This is a genomic window from Trinickia camelliae (assembly GCF_053525655.1).
In genome coordinates this window covers 121,320-136,358 of record NZ_JBCHAA010000009.1, presented here as the reverse complement: position 1 = coordinate 136,358, position 15,039 = coordinate 121,320, and the positions used below count along the sequence as shown (strand labels likewise).

At 63.2% G+C, this 15,039-nt stretch carries 13 protein-coding genes; 6 read left to right on the top strand and 7 right to left on the bottom strand.

Features of this window, described 5'->3' with window-relative positions:
• The first annotated feature begins 56 nt into the window (after positions 1 to 56).
• Positions 57 to 1,037, top strand: a complete 981-nt coding sequence (locus AAHK20_RS16785; RefSeq protein ID WP_449182611.1) for a nitrilase-related carbon-nitrogen hydrolase — start codon at positions 57 to 59, stop codon at positions 1,035 to 1,037.
• 16 nt (positions 1,038 to 1,053) lie between these two features.
• Here AAHK20_RS16785 and AAHK20_RS16780 read toward each other — a convergent pair whose 3' ends face one another.
• A complete protein-coding gene (locus tag AAHK20_RS16780) occupies positions 1,054 to 2,010 on the bottom strand; it encodes a hypothetical protein (protein ID WP_449182610.1) in 957 nt (318 codons plus the stop codon).
• Positions 2,010 to 2,648, bottom strand: coding sequence for an NUDIX domain-containing protein (locus tag AAHK20_RS16775; protein WP_449182609.1), 639 nt, complete (start codon positions 2,646 to 2,648; stop codon positions 2,010 to 2,012). The genes AAHK20_RS16780 and AAHK20_RS16775 overlap by 1 nt, the downstream gene beginning before the upstream one ends.
• Before the next feature lie 84 nt (positions 2,649 to 2,732).
• Here AAHK20_RS16775 and AAHK20_RS16770 point away from each other — a divergent pair, with 84 nt between their 5' ends.
• The 3 genes from AAHK20_RS16770 (at position 2,733) to AAHK20_RS16760 (ending at position 4,686) form a co-directional block, all read left to right on the top strand.
• On the top strand, positions 2,733 to 3,488 hold the full coding sequence (locus AAHK20_RS16770) for a DeoR/GlpR family DNA-binding transcription regulator (protein ID WP_449182608.1): 756 nt from the start codon (positions 2,733 to 2,735) through the stop codon (positions 3,486 to 3,488).
• Positions 3,489 to 3,592: 104 nt separating this feature from the next.
• Complete coding sequence (locus AAHK20_RS16765) at positions 3,593 to 3,982, top strand: MAPEG family protein (protein WP_449182607.1); 390 nt, start codon at positions 3,593 to 3,595, stop codon at positions 3,980 to 3,982.
• Between the two features lie 32 nt (positions 3,983 to 4,014).
• Positions 4,015 to 4,686 (top strand): alpha/beta hydrolase, encoded by a 672-nt coding sequence (locus AAHK20_RS16760; protein WP_449182606.1) that lies wholly within the window; start codon positions 4,015 to 4,017, stop codon positions 4,684 to 4,686.
• A 20-nt stretch (positions 4,687 to 4,706) separates the two neighbouring features.
• On the opposite strand, the gene AAHK20_RS16755 is transcribed toward AAHK20_RS16760, so the two are convergent.
• A complete protein-coding gene (locus AAHK20_RS16755) occupies positions 4,707 to 6,104 on the bottom strand; it encodes a beta-ketoacyl-[acyl-carrier-protein] synthase family protein (protein ID WP_449182605.1) in 1,398 nt (465 codons plus the stop codon).
• A 578-nt stretch (positions 6,105 to 6,682) separates the two neighbouring features.
• On the opposite strand from AAHK20_RS16755, the gene AAHK20_RS16750 reads away from it, so the two are divergent.
• A complete protein-coding gene (locus tag AAHK20_RS16750) occupies positions 6,683 to 8,560 on the top strand; it encodes an ABC transporter ATP-binding protein (RefSeq protein WP_449182604.1) in 1,878 nt (625 codons plus the stop codon).
• A 96-nt stretch (positions 8,561 to 8,656) separates the two neighbouring features.
• Here the strand turns inward: AAHK20_RS16750 and AAHK20_RS16745 are convergent, their stop codons facing one another.
• The 4 genes from AAHK20_RS16745 to AAHK20_RS16730 form a co-directional block, all read right to left on the bottom strand.
• Entirely contained in the window at positions 8,657 to 9,142 is a 486-nt protein-coding gene (locus AAHK20_RS16745; RefSeq protein ID WP_449182603.1) for a hypothetical protein, read from the bottom strand.
• A gap of 49 nt (positions 9,143 to 9,191) precedes the next feature.
• Positions 9,192 to 10,166: a CPBP family intramembrane glutamic endopeptidase gene (locus tag AAHK20_RS16740; protein ID WP_449182602.1), complete on the bottom strand. Its 975-nt coding sequence runs from the start codon at positions 10,164 to 10,166 to the stop codon at positions 9,192 to 9,194.
• Positions 10,167 to 10,316: 150 nt separating this feature from the next.
• Positions 10,317 to 11,858 (bottom strand): carbohydrate porin, encoded by a 1,542-nt coding sequence (locus AAHK20_RS16735; protein WP_449182601.1) that lies wholly within the window; start codon positions 11,856 to 11,858, stop codon positions 10,317 to 10,319.
• 121 nt (positions 11,859 to 11,979) lie between these two features.
• Positions 11,980 to 12,375: a hypothetical protein gene (locus AAHK20_RS16730; protein WP_449182600.1), complete on the bottom strand. Its 396-nt coding sequence runs from the start codon at positions 12,373 to 12,375 to the stop codon at positions 11,980 to 11,982.
• Positions 12,376 to 13,271: 896 nt separating this feature from the next.
• Between AAHK20_RS16730 and AAHK20_RS16725 the strand changes: the two genes are divergently transcribed.
• The gene (locus AAHK20_RS16725) at positions 13,272 to 15,026 is read left to right on the top strand and encodes an ABC transporter permease (protein ID WP_449182599.1); all 1,755 of its coding nucleotides are present in this window, start codon (positions 13,272 to 13,274) and stop codon (positions 15,024 to 15,026) included.
• Positions 15,027 to 15,039: the final 13 nt, after the last annotated feature.

The window sequence follows — 15,039 nt, the reverse complement described above, 5'->3', positions numbered from 1 at the left end:
TACTTATCGAATGTCGAGCGGTCCAATGGAGCCATGCAATCGATCAGGCCAATGAAATGTCTTCCTCGCTCACTCCGATGCTGCGCGTCGCTTCGATACCGCTCGTCTCGCGTTGCGGCGATACGGGGCACAACGTCTCACGGATCGTCGCATCGCTCGAGCGGGCCGCGCGCGACGGCGTCGGGCTCGCGGTGTTTCCGGAGACGTGCCTCACCGGATACAGCAGCGCACGCATTCGTTACGCCGAGCTCGAAGCGCTGGCCGAGCGGATTGACGGCGCGTCCGTCGACGCGGTGGCGGACGCCGCGGAAAGAACGCGCGTGGCCGCCGGCGTTGGTTTGATCGAGCGCGCGCCCGGCGGGCAGTTGTTCAATAGCTACGTGATCTGCTTGCCCGACGGTCAGCGTCACTGCCATCGCAAGCTGCATGCGTTCGAGCATCGGCGCCTCGCGAATGGCGAGCGGTTTACGGTCTTCGATACGCATTGGGGCGTACGCATCGGCATCCTGATCGGCAGCGACAACTATCTGGTCGAGAACGCGCGCATGACGGCGCTGATGGGCGCGACGCTGCTCGTCGCGCCTCATCGGCGCGATCGGGCCGATCGCGCGAACCGCGAAGTCGACTGCGCGTTGCATGCTGTCGCAACGACGCGCGGTGTCGCCTCGGACTGGATGCGCCGCTCGCTGCCGGCGCGTGCGTTCGACAACGGCATGTTCGTGGTGTGCAGCGAAGGAGCGGATGCCGGCGACGGCGAAGCGTCGCTCGGCGCCGCGCTGATCGTCGATCCCTGCGGCTGCATCGTTGCCGAGAGCGCCGGTGAGCGGCGCGATTTCATCGCCGCCGACATCGACCCCGGCCTGAGCGGCGCCAGCATCGGGCAGCATTGGCTCGCGACGCGCCGCCCGGAGTTGTACGGCCAATTGGCGCGAACCGAACGTCGTGCGCGTGTGGCGTTTGAACCGCAAAGTGCCTCGGCCAGAGGCTCGGTTCCGATCAGTTTCGCGGTGGTCCGGCGCACGCGATCGGACATGTAGCGCCAGGCGTGTTGCCTCACTGCGCCGTCTGCTGCCGCTGATACTCGTGATTCTTCATCTGCAGATAGTCCTGCCGATCCACTTCGTGAAGTTGCTCGGGATAGTGTTCGGTCGCGTCGAACCAAGTCGCGAGGCGCTGCGCAAGTTGCTTGTCAGGCGGGCTCGCCAGTGAGCCGAGATACGCGTCGATCGCGAGGTAGTAGCGCATCGTGTTGCGCTCGACGAGACCGCGCACGCCGCCGATATATTGCGGCTTTCCGCTCGACGGATCGCGCGTCGAAGTAAAGCCGACTTTGTCCGCGCCCAAGGTCGCGAGATAGGTTTTCATCGCGAGCCGCCCGGCAAGGCCGTAGCCGTACGAGTAGGTCAGATGCAGGAACGTGCGGTTGCCGCTGATCGAGACGGCTTCGAGCACGATCCGGTAGTCCTTGGTGCTGAGCGGGCCGCTATCGGCGCTAAGTTCCACCTTGAAGTAGTCCGCGCTGCTTTCGACCGGGTGGTAGTTGAATTGCACGCGGTAAGTGGACGAGAGCGCTTCTTCGACTTTCCTGCCGAGGTTCACGGTCAGCACGCTCGCGTTGCCGTTGCTCGACGCGTGGCAATACTTGATGTTCAAGTGCAGGATCAGCACATCGCACCAGTTGCCGGGGCCGTGAACGGGATCGTCGAGCGCGCCGTTGACGGTCGCGAACGGATAGTCCATCACCGCGTAGATGTCGCCCTTGAGCCTCGACGGCGATTCCTCGGAAACGAGGACCAGTTCGCGCTGAAACGGATTGTGCGCAAGCTGCTGTGTGAGGCTTTGGTAGGTGTCGCGCAGGCTCTGGGCGTCGTCGGCCGTGGCGGCAGTCGCGACGAGCACGTGCCCGCAAAGGCACCACACCAGCAGCGTGGTGAGCACCGCTGCCAGCTTTTTCCATTTGGCGCTTGTATTGCCTTCGCGAGCAAGCGCTCCCTCCGGGCCGGATCTCATCACGCCTCGCGATCGTCGGGCACGTCAGACTTGGCAAGCCGCCGCAGCGCCGCGTGCTGCAACAGCATGATCGTTTTGCCGTCGACGATATCGCCTTCACGGATCATCGCGAGCGCGTCGTCGAGCGGCAATTCGATGACCTCGATATCTTCGCCCTCCGATTCGACTCCTCCGCCCGGTCCGATTTTCGAGGTCGACTCGTAATCCGCGACGAAGAAGAACAGCTTTTCCGTGACCGAGCCCGGGCTCATGAACGCTTCGAAGACCTTCTCCACGTGCTGCACGTGATAGCCCGTTTCCTCCTCGACTTCGGCGCGGATGCGCTCTTCCGGCGACGCGTTGTCGAGCAGGCCGCCCGGCGCTTCGATCAGCATGCCGTCGTGGCCGTTGACGAAGGCGGGGAAGCGGAACTGCCGCGTCAACACGACGGTGTCGCGGCGGCGGTCGTGCAGGAGGACGGTCGCGCCGTTGCCGCGATCGTAGGTTTCGCGCGACAGCCGCTGCCAGACGTTGTCGCGGCGCAGGAAGTCGAACGTGGTTTTCTTGAGGAGGTACCAGTCGTCGGAGAGCACTTGGGTATCCAGGATGCGGACGCGGTCCGCGGTGGACTGCGCGGGTTCCTTCGCGTTTGCGTTCATGTGTCGGCTCCAGTTGCGGTGAGGCTGGCTCGATGATATCGTGCAATTTCGTGCAATAACAAGATTTTTCGTGCAAACACCTTCATGCTTACCAGTCAACGAAAAAGCGAAATCCTTGCCATCCTCAAGCGCGACGGGCAGGTGCTCGCCAAAGCGCTGAGCGAGTCGTTCGAGGTCTCGGAAGACACGATCCGCCGCGACCTGCGCGAACTCGCGAGCGAGGGGCTGTTGCAAAGAGTGCACGGCGGCGCGCTGCCCGCGTCGCCGGCGACGGCGGATTTCGCGCATCGCCAGCCCATCGAATCGGCGACCAAGCGCGCGGTCGCGAAGGCGGCCGCCGGCATGATCGGCGCTGGGCAGGTCGTGATCGTCGACGGCGGCACTACGGCGATCGAACTCGTGCGGCAGTTGCCGCGCGAGTTGTCGGCAACGGTGGTCACGCATAGTCCGAACGTCGCGGTGGAGCTGGTGGGGCATCCCGGGATCGAGGTGATCGTGATCGGCGGCAGGCTCTTCAAGCATTCGATCGTGACGGTCGGCGCGGCCGCGATCGAGGCGCTCTCGCACATTCGCGCCGATATGTTCTTCATGGGCGTGACGGGCGTGCATGCCACGGCGGGCTTGAGCACCGGCGATCTGGAGGAGGCGTACATGAAGCGCGCTTTGGCGGCGCATGCGGCGGAGACGGTCGTGCTGGCTTCGGCCGACAAGATCAACGCCGCGTCGCAGTACCGGATCGGCGAGCTGGCGATGGCGAGCGCGATCATTGTCGAGAAGTCGACGGACGCCGCGTTGACCGAGCCGCTGGAGGCGGCGGGGGTGACGGTGGTCAGGGCGTGAGCGTTAAAGAAGCGCGGGTAACGCTCCCGTGTTGGCACGCGGCATCGACGGGTTTAATCTCCAGCGAACCGCCCCCGATTCCGCCTTCGCCAACCGGAGCCGCCATGACCCCCGAACTGACGATCCTCGCCTGGACGCTCGTGCTCGCTCTCGTCCAAGTCCTGCTGCCCGCGCTGCTGCGCCTCGGCGAAACGGGCCTTCGCTATAACGCCAGCCCGCGCGACGACGCGGGCGCGCCCATCGGCAAAGTCACCGGGCGGATCATCCGCGCGCAGCGCAATCTGTTCGAGACGCTGCCCGTGTTCGCCGCCGCGATCCTGATCGCGCACGTGGCCGGACGCGAAGGCGCGCAGACGCTTTGGGGCGCGTGGCTCTACCTGATTGCGCGGATCGTCTACGTGCCGATCTATGCCTCTGGTATCCCGTTCGTTCGCACGGGCGTCTGGACCGTGTCGCTTGTCGGTATCCTGATGGTGTTGACCGCACTCATCTGAAGACACCTTTGACCCCCCAGGAGCCCTACGTCATGACCGATCAAACGTCGACCATCGAAATCGAAACCGCACCGAACCCCGAATACGCCGTGATCCTCATGCACGGTCTCGGCGCCGATGCCAACGACTTCGTCCCGCTCGTTCCCGAGCTTCGCATCGCGGGCGCGCCGGGCATGCGCTTCGTGTTTCCGAACGCGCCGGAGATTGCGGTCACCGCGAACGGCGGTTATGTGATGCGCGCGTGGTACGACATCTACGAATTCGGCGGCTCGAGCCGCAAAGTCGACGACGCCGGCATTGAGGCGTCCTGCGCGACGGTGCGCAAGCTGATCGACGAGCAGAACCAGCGCGGCATTCCGACTTCGAAGATCTTTCTCGCCGGTTTTTCGCAGGGCGGGGCGATGACCTATTCGGCGGGACTCACGCATCCGGAAGCGCTCGCCGGACTGATCGTCTTGTCGGGCTACGTGCCGTCGAGCGGTTTCATCGAAAGCCGCTTCGAGGCGGTGAATCGTGAAGTGCCGGTCTTCGCCGCTCATGGCACGCAAGACGACATCTTGTCGATCCAGCTGGGCGAAGCCGGTCGCGATTTCGCGCTCGCGCGCGGCTGCAAGGTCGAGTGGCACGCGTATCCGATGCCGCACTCGATGTGTCTCGAAGAGGTCGAAGCGCTGCGCGAGTGGCTCGCAGCGCGTCTCGCATGACGAATATGACGTGCGCGCCGTCAGCCAAACTGCTGCAGCACCAATGACGCATTCACGCCGCCAAAGCCGAAGCTATTGACCATCGCGAACTCCACGGCCATTTTGCGCGGCTCGCCGACGATGACATCGAGGCCGTCGGCGGCTTCGTCGATCGAATGCGTATTCAGCGTGTGCGGGAAAATGCCCGCGCCCATCGCCTGAACGGTGATCGTCGTGGCGACGGCGCCCGCGGAGCCTTGCGTGTGCCCCAACGCCCCTTTGACGGCCGATACCGGGAGCCGCCCGGACTTGCCGAATACGTCGGCGATCGCCAAGGCTTCCCGGCTGTCGCCAACCTTGGTGGACGTCGCATGGGCGCTCAGGAAGCCGATGTCCGCCGCGTCGAGTTCGGCGTGCCGCAGCGCCTGTTGCATCGCCCGGCGCACGCCGTTGCCGTCGGCCGGGCCCGACGTGATGTGGTAGGCGTCGGACGTCGTCGCGTAGCCGACCACCTCCATGAGCGGCGTCGCGCCCCTCGCGCGAGCATGCTCCAGCGTTTCCATGATCACCATCGCGGCGCCTTCGCTGAGCACGAATCCGTCGCGCTGCTTATCGAACGGCTTGGACGCGCATTCGGGCGGCTCGTCGCGGCCCTTGGTCAACGCGCCGGTGGCCGTAAAGCCACCGAACACGACCGGGTCCAGGCAAGCTTCGCTGCCGCCCGCGAGCACGACGTCGGCCTCGCCGCTTTGGAGCAGGCGAAATCCGTCGCCGACGCTTTGCAGACTCGCCGCGCATGCGGAGCCGGGTGTGCCGATGGGGCCTTTGAAGCCGTACTTGATCGCGATGAACCCGGCCGCGATGTTCATGAGGCTGAGCGGAATCGAGTAGGCGGAAATGGTCGCCATACCCTTGCCGGCATAGGCATAGCTGGCTTCGAGAAGCGATCCGCCACCGCCGATGCCGGAGCCGAGCACGATGGCGGTGCGTTCCAGCTGCGCGTCCTGCAGGTCGATCCAGCCTGCCTGGCGCAACGCTTCGTCGGCGGCGGCGAGGGCGAGAAGGGTATAGCGATTGGCCTTTTGCAGGTCGCGAGGCGACAGGTATTTCGACGCATCAAGACCGCCTTCTTTGTCGTTCTCGATAGAAGGGACGACACCCGCGATGGCGTCGTATTTATCCACGCCGGAAAGGCGATCGGGAAAGGGCAGTTTTACAACGCCGGATTGTCCGCGTAGCAAACGCTCCCAAGTCATCTTCGCATTTGCCGCAAGCGGCGTTACCGCGCCAATTCCGGTAATAACAACACGTGGCCAAGAACGGCGAGTCATATCGCTCTCCTTTAAGAAGACAACAGGCTGCTGATCAAGATGCTGACGTTTGCTGCGCTCAAAAGCGAAGTCGGATGTCGAATGGATCGAATCGTTGCCGAACGACAACGATTACAACCGCTAATCCGAATGGCGTGGAAATGGGAATCGGCCCCGCTATAAATAAATACAGTTCGTTCCGTTAAATACTTCGCTGGGCTGAGATTATGGTATCGCTATTCCGTCTTGTGCTAATGCTTATTTCATAACTTTAATTAAATACCAATACTTGATTTGCCAAGGAAATATGAAAATCAAATGAGTAGGTGGACTTAACGTTTCGCCTATTTTCCCTTTTCAATCATTAGAGTGACGGCTCGTGTTCATCTGCAGAGTCGGCAACTTGCAGGCGCTCCGAACTGCCGGTAGAATCGGCTTCCTTAACTGCCGTTTTTTCACTTTCCATTCACTCAACGTACAGGGAGGCGCAACATGATGTTCAACATGCGTTCGGCCATCCCTAACGTTCCTCCGCGACACCGTTAGGTCGTCGTCCGCGCAGGTTTCGCTCAGTTTCAGAAGCGCCTGCGTCGTTTTCCGAAAATCCGTTGTGTGTTCGCTGGCCATCGTGCCGGCGCATCGGCTATTTCTTTCGTTTCTCTTGCATGGAGCGTCTTGCGCGAATGACGTCGCAAGGCCGTCGACAAATGACTCGCAAAAAACTCGACTTCGGTGGAAGGGCGTTCCACGACGTCCTTGGCTTCACTTTCAGGCACTGGGGCAAGCAGCCCTGGCGCGTTTTCGTCGTCGCGGCGGCGGCGTTGCTCGCGGCGGTGGCCGATGTGCTGACCCCGCTGTACGCGGGGCAACTCGTCGACGCGCTCGCGGCCGGCATCAACAGCCGCGAACTGGCGTGGCACGCCGCCACCACGGCGTTCTGGCTGCTCGTCGCGCTCGGCTTGACGGGCACCTTGCTGCGGCAGGCCGTGTTCCACAGCATCATCGTGCTGACGCTCAAGATGATGAGCGAAGTGGCCGCGAGCGCCTTTCATCGCGTCCAGCGTTTTTCCACCGACTGGCACGCGAATAGCTTCGCTGGCTCGACGGTGCGCAAGATCACGCGCGGCATGTGGGCGATCGATCTGCTCAACGACACGCTGCTGATCGCGCTGATGCCGTCGCTCGTCATGCTGGTCGGCGCGACCGTTTTGCTCGGCGTGCATTGGCCGGTGATGGGGCTGGTGGTGGGCGTGGGCTCGGTGCTCTATACCGTCGTGACCGTCAGCATTTCGCTGGGTTTCGTGGCGCCCGCCGCGCGTCTCGGCAACCTGTGGGATACGCGCATGGGCGGCGCGCTCGCCGACGCGGTCAGCTGCAACCCCGTCGTCAAGGCGTTTGGCGCCGAGACGCGCGAGGAGGCGCGCATTGCGCGCGTCATCGGCAAATGGCGTCACCGCACGCGGCGCACGTGGGTGCGCGGCACGCTGAACGGCGGCGCGCAGGGCGTGATGCTGGTCGCGATGCAGGCGGCGATCGTCGGCGCTGCGCTGTTGCTGTGGATGCACGACCGCGCAAGCGTCGGCGACATCACGTTCGCGCTGACGATGTTCTTCATGTTGAAGGGCTATCTGCGTGACGTCGGCATGCACGTGCGCAACCTGCAGCGCTCGGTCAACGATATGGAAGAGCTCGTGGCGCTCGACAGCCAGCCGCTCGGCATCGACGACAAGCCCGGCGCCCGTCCGATCGTGATCGACAAGGGCGAGATCCGCTTCGAGAAGGTGACGTTCCGCTATGGCAAGCCGGCCGCGCCGCTGTACTCGGATCTGAGCGTGCGGATTGCGGCAGGCGAGCGCGTGGGGCTGGTCGGGCATTCCGGATCGGGCAAGACGTCGTTCATCAAGCTGATCCAGCGTCTCTACGACATCTCGGGCGGCCGCATCACGATCGACGGCCAGGATATCGCCGAGGTGCAGCAGGCGACGCTGCGCCAACAGATCGCGATCGTCCAGCAGGAACCGCTGCTGTTTCACCGTTCGCTCGCGGACAACATCGCCTACGCCCGCCCCGGCGCGACGCAGGCGGAGATCGAGCGGGCCGCGAAGCTCGCGAGCGCGCACGAGTTCATCATGTCGCTGCCCAAGGGCTACGACACGCTGGTGGGCGAGCGCGGCGTCAAGCTGTCGGGCGGCGAGCGGCAGCGCGTGGCGATCGCCCGCGCGTTCCTCGCGGATGCGCCGATCCTGATTCTCGACGAAGCGACGTCGAGCCTCGACAGCGAAAGCGAGGTGCTGATTCAGCAGGCGATGGAGCGGCTGATGGTCGGACGCACGACCTTGGTGGTGGCCCACCGGCTGTCGACGATCCGCAAGATGGACCGGCTGCTCGTGCTGGACCACGGCCGGATCATCGAGGAAGGCAGCCACGACGCGCTGATCCGGCTCGAGAACGGCTTGTACCGGAGGCTGTTCGAACGCCAGGCGCTGGAGTTGACGAAGGGGCTCGGCGATGTCGAGGTTGGTGGTGCGTCTCGCGTGCCGGGCAAGCAGAGGATCGATGATTCGACGCTGGTGGCGGGGAAGTGATGGGCGATGCTTGAGCGGCCGAAAATTGTGGTTCGCCGGACGAGTCACGCTGAAACGGCGTGATCCTCGTCCGGGCGCGTACGCTATGACGCGGACTTAGTTCGCGCTCTGTTGTGCAACCGCTTTTGCGTTCAGCGTGACGGTGATCGTCGCTGAGTACTGCGGCACGGTGATCAACGCGTCTTCCTCACCGTCACCACCTGCGTCGGTGCCGAACGCGAAACGCTTGGGTGTGATCTGCGTCGTGGATGCTTTGACCACACCCGTCGCCGTGTCGTATCCCGCCTTCGCGCACTCGATCTTCAGATCCGAATTGGAGCGGCGAACCGTCACCTTGTCGGGTGCGGTGACCGACCAGTCTCCCTTGTCATTGGACAGCGTGCACTTCGCATCGGCGACGGGGCCATTGGTGTCGACCACGGCGACCGACAACTCCTCGCGGTTCTTGTCTTGCGCGTTGTTTTGTCCGCTGTTCGCTTCCGTGACGGTCACGACGTTCTGAAGGTTGTTGAGCGAGCCACCAGAGCCTGCAAAGGCGCAAAGCGGGAGCATCGAAATAGCGACGGCAAATGCGGTTTTCATCTGGTTTTTTTCCTTTTTTGTTGTTGTGCAACTGACAAACCAACAGCGCTCAAGCGGTACGCCGCGCGAACGGCGTCTTCACTTTCCGCCGTCCCCACCACGCCCACATCAAAGCCACGACCACTAACAGCACGGGAATCACGAGCAAGCTACCCTCGGGTCCCGTGGCGCCACCGCTCCACAGGACGTTCCCAACCGGATGTGCCGTAAACAGCGAGCCTAGCGAAATCTCTCCGCTATCCGACGTCCCATAGAAGTACGATTCGCCCCAATCCCACGCCGCGTGAAAGCCGATCGCCCACCAGAGCGAGCCCGTGTACCAGAGCGACAGACAAAAAACGAGGCCGGCCAGCACCGCCGTCACGAGACCGACCGGTGTTTCCCCGGGATTCCAGCCATGCAGTCCGCCGAACAGCACCGACAGCAGGATCGCCGCCCACCAAAAGCCAACCTTGCGGGTGAGCGCGTATTGCAGATAGCCGCGCAGTACCGTCTCTTCGAAAAGGCCCGCCATCAGGAAGACACCCGCCCACATCGCGGCATATTTCCAGGCTTCGCCCGCCTGCAGCGTCGACGCATTCAACTGGAGCAGACCGGCCTTCATGAGGATCAGCACCAGCGCGGAAATCGCGACGAAGCCGCAAATCACGCCCGACACGAATCGCAGCCCCCGCGCCGTGCTTTGCAGGCCGAACGCGAAAAACGACTTGCGTTCTATCGCGGCAAGCACTCCGGTCGCGACGGCTGCGGCGAGGACTTGAACGCCCTCCATCAGCAATGCCGGACCTGCCGGAAGCGCATGGAAATCGACGGGCCCAAGCACGAAATGCCGCACGACGTACGAAAGGCCGAAGGCGACGCACCCGACGATCGCGATAAACAGCAACGCGAGCCAGCCAGTGCGAACGCCGTCGCGGCCGATAAAAATCCGGCGCAGCTTGCCGCCGCGCCGGATCGCGTTTGAGGTTGACGTGGGAGTTGATGCTGCGCCTGCGGATGCCGGCCGATGTTCGATGTCGTCCAAGTTGTCTCCTTACCTGGCTTGTTGTTCTTAAGCGTGGTCTCGGAGTGCATCGCGTTCGCGACACTCGGGTACCACGCGCGTGCGCAGTACCTTAGCGTTTTCAAAATCGTTCGTGCGCTGTTGCAGCGCGATTTAGTGCAATTCCTCTGATCAAAACGCGATGCTCGTTCTCACGCCGACGATCGCTTCGTTGCCGACGCGCTGCGTCGGGTTCTCCGGATTCGGAATGCCGCCTGCCGGACGGAACGCGTACTGGAAGTCGCCTTGCACTTGCCACCACGGCGTGATCTGAGCCAGATAGGTTGCTTCGAGAATCGTCTCGGCGCTGCGCGACGGGAAGCCCGGCGTGATCGTGCCTTGGGCGCTGGCGAGGTCCTGGGCGTGCGAGCCGATGTGCGCGTAGCCGATGGCGAGACCGGCGACGTCGTTGTCGCGCCCCTTGAACGGCGCCTTGAGGGTGACGCCCGCGTTCACGCCGAGGTCAATGAGATTGCGGTCGCCGGGCGCGCCCATGATGCGCGCGAATACGCCGACGGCTTGCGGGCTGTCAGCGCTCGGACGCCACACCATCTGATCGGCGACGGCGTAGATGCTGTAGTCGCCGCTGTGGCTCGCCGGGATGCCCGTGCTGTTCGGGTTCGCGAGCGACAGACCGGTATTGTCGTAGCCCGTATCCGCGAAGTGGTTGCTGTTGTACCAGAAGCCCAGCTTGTAGGTGCCCGGCAGGCCGCTCGGCTTCGGCGCGTTCGGGTCCGACGGCGGCTGGTTGATCGCGTACTGCACTTCGCCGATCACGAGCGCGCCGTTGTGCAAGTTGAAGTTCGTGCCGCTCGCGTTGAGCTTCTGCGAATCGCCGTTGCCGGGCGCCGGGTTGCCGTCGAAGATGCCGCCGAGCACGGTGATCGCGTCGGTCGGCTGGGCGCGCAGGCGAATGCCGAGCGACGACAGCGGATAGGCGGGGCCGCCTGCGGGCAGGTCGTTGGACGGCAGACCCGACCAGCCGAACGTCGCGTTCATGAACGTGCTCGCGTACTGGCTCACCATGAACTCCTGGTCGAGGCTCTGCAGACCCGCTTTGACGTCGACCTTGCCGCCCAGCAGCGCCTGCTGGTACCACAGCTCCCAGAGGCGCGTCGAAGCCTCGGCCTCGATGCCGGTCGTGGCCTGGAGCGTCTGCGTGTTGCGCAGCGTCAGGTCAGTGCCGTGAATCTGGAAGGCCGACACGTTGAAGGTGCCGCCCGGCAGGCCGAACGCCTTTTGCGTGTCGATGCCGATGCCCATCTGCGTCACGCCCTGATAGGCGCCGCCCGTATGGGTGCCGCCCGACAGGTTCGCCAGGTACTCGCTGGTTTCCTGCAGTCCGAACGTCACGCCGTAGTTGCCGAGCCACGGACGCAGGCCGCCCATGTCGCCGAGCAGGTTCGAGCGTTCCCAGAAGCCGGTGGGGGCGGGCGGCGTTTGACCTGCCGCCGCCGTTGCCGCGCTGCCGTTATCAGCGCCGGCGGCGGGCTGCGAGGTCGACGGCGCTTCCGTCGCAGCAGGCGCGGCGGGCGTCGACGATGGGTTCGCAGCGGGCGCGGCCTCGCCGCTCGTTTGAGCGTAGGCGTGCGGCACGAGACCGAGGGAGAGCAGCAGCGTGAGGCTGGCCGGTGCGCCGGACATCCGCAGAGCGGTTTTAAGGTTCTTTTTCATGGCAAGTGGGGCGGTTTTATTCTGGCGGGCGGGCCAGGGTGTTAATGGATTTGACACACGCACTATTGCGAAGCTGTGACCGTGGGGCGATATCAATGCCCCGCGAAGGGGCGGATACCGCTCAGGCGAAATACCCGTTCACGCGTAACGCACCCTCCAGTTCGCCGCCGGCGGACGACGTGACGAGCATCGCCACCATGGCGATGGCGCCGACCGTCAGCGCCAGCACCACATAGCCGGTTGGCGTGAGCGGGCTGCCAACGTAAGCAGCCCGAAGTGCTGCGCGAGCCGCAGACTTGGCGGCGCGGCGAAACTGGCCTGCGACCGAAGCGCGAATTTGCTGCGTGAAGCCGCGGTCCGAGCGGCCGGCGGCAAGTGCGGCGCGCGTGGCGTTGGCCGATGGCGTCACCAGGAAGTGCACGCGAGCGGGCACTTCGGCCAGCCGCAGCGCGACGGCTTGCGGACGCTGGGCGCGCGCTGCGCCCACGAAAGACATGACAAAGGTTTTGACGAACATGATTCCCCCCGTCCGGCCCGACGAAGTCGAGCGACGAATGAATACGCGACGGCGTCTCGCAAGCGTGATTGCGAGAGATGGTCGAATTTTTTTAAGGGAGCGTGCTGCTGTCGAACCGGCTGGCCCATTTTGGGCTGGCCCATATTGGGCTGGCCCGTATTGGGCATGGAGCCGATCGAAGATGAAGCGCGCTAACCCGACGAATGCGAGTTAGCGGCGAAAGGAGTGAACCTGCGGCGGCTATCTCGCGGTTGTGCCGGCTTGGGCCGGCAACGGACTTCCACTACTCGAAGATGCGTCCACCAGGGACTCCTTTTTATGAGACGGGCGGATTGTAGGCCGAGGTTGTGCAGTGCGGCAAGTAAAAAAGGTATAAAAACAACGGCTGTGTTTTCTTCCGACCAAACCGGTTGAAGCATCGCACTGCGTAGTATCGAACGCCGCTTATGAGTTTCGCCGATGACCTTTCGTTTTGGTTTCTATGAAAGGCCTATGTAGTGTTCCGGGTGCAATGAGTCATGGTGTAGTAAATGGGAATTACATTGGTTCTGCTTAGTGATCCGTGTTGACTTCGAGAGACGAGGCTGTCTAGAATTCGCCCGTTGTCACAAAGGGGCACATGCCTCGGACAGCCGCGGTAGCCGCCGTTTCGCTGCCTGATTGGATGAACGTCCCGCTTCGCGTTCTTGACCGCGCTCCCACCGCCGGGCAGGCGGCTTGCGCCTTCGCAGCATCCTCTGCGCTTTGACCAGCGCCCCATTAGCGCCGCAACAGCCTCTGTTTGCGTTACGTAATGTTCGGTCGATCTCTTGTCATATTTCGGTGCCATCCTCTACTGCTGCGGAGGTGTGCCCATTGAATTCGTCGTTAAAAAACCCGTGCCGGGGAGGCATTGAATGAATTTCAGCTTTGACCTGAATCGCACCGCCAACGCTTCGGCGTGGCGGCTGCTCCCCAATCGCTGGGACTTCGTTGCGTTCCCGCTGATCATCGGCCTGATCGCGATGGCGGCGATCGGCTTCCATCAGACGATGGCGCCGATCGCGACGCTCAAGACTCAGGTTATTTCGACCGATCCATCGAACCTGCCGGAATACGCGCTGCGCACGACGCTGCGCATGCTGGCGGCGATGATCGCGTCGCTGGTGTTCACGCTGATCTACGGCACGCTGGCAGCGAAAAGCCGCCGCGCCGAGAAGGTCTTGATCCCGATCCTCGACATCCTGCAATCGGTGCCGGTGCTCGGCTACATCTCGTTCACGGTCACGTTCTTCATCGCGCTGTTTCCGACGCGCGTGGCCGGCGCCGAATGCGCGGCGATCTTCGCGATTTTCACAAGCCAGGCTTGGAACATGACGTTCAGCTTCTATCAGTCGCTGACGACTGTGCCGAACGATCTTAACGAAGTCTCGCGCGGCTTCCATCTGACTGGCTGGCAGCGTTTCTGGAAGCTCGAAGTGCCGTTCTCGATGCCGGGGCTCATCTGGAACATGATGATGTCGATGTCGGGCGGGTGGTTCTTCGTGGTGGCGTCCGAGGCGATCACCGTCGGCAACAACACGATCACGTTGCCGGGCATCGGCGCGTATCTCGCGCAGGCGATTTCGGACAAGAATCTCACGGCGATCGGCTGGGTGATTCTGACGATGACGATCGTGATCCTCGCCTACGACCAATTGCTGTTCCGTCCGCTCGTCGCGTGGTCCGACAAGTTCCGCATGGAAACCACGAGTTCGGGCGTTGCGCCGGAATCGTGGTTGCTCGATCTGCTGCGCCGCACGCACCTGATTCACCGCGGGCTCGTACCGATGGGCGTACTGCTGGCAAAGGCGGCGCGCGTACCGATGCGTCTGCCGCTGCCTCGCACAGGGCGTTTCGGCCCGGTGGAGTTCACCGGCAAGCGCTCGAAGGTCGGCGACATCATCTGGGGGATTCTCGTTCTCCTTCTGACGGTGTACGTGGTTTATCGCGTGATCGCGTACGTGAGCACGGGCGTCACGATGAGCGAAGTCGAGCATGTGTTCGTGCTGGGCTTCATCACGCTGTTCCGAGTGGCGCTGCTGATCGCGATTTCGTCGGTGATCTGGGTGCCGCTCGGCGTGCTGATCGGGCTGCGTCCCGCGCTTGCCGAAAAGATTCAGCCGCTCGCGCAGTTCCTCGCGGCATTCCCGGCGAACCTGCTGTTTCCGGTGTTCGTGATCGTGATCGTGCGCTTTCACCTGAACCCGGATATCTGGCTGTCGCCGCTGATCGTGCTCGGCACGCAGTGGTACATCCTGTTCAACGTGATCGCGGGCGCGACTGCGTACCCGAACGATTACAAGGAAGCGGCGACCAATTTCCGCATTCGCGGCTGGCAATGGTGGCGTCAGGTCATGCTGCCCGGCATCTTCCCGTACTACGTGACCGGCGCGATCACCGCATCAGGCGGCGCATGGAACGCGAGCATCGTTTCCGAATTCGTGCAGTGGGGCGACACCAAGGTCCAGGCGCATGGGCTTGGCGCCTACATCGCGCAGACGACGGCGGCAGGCGACTTCCCGAAGATCATCCTGGGCATCGCGGTGATGTCGCTGTTTGTCACGCTGTTCAACCGCATGTTGTGGCGTCCGATGTTCCGACATGCCGAATCCAAGCTTCGGCTCGACTGAGAGAGAGATAGGC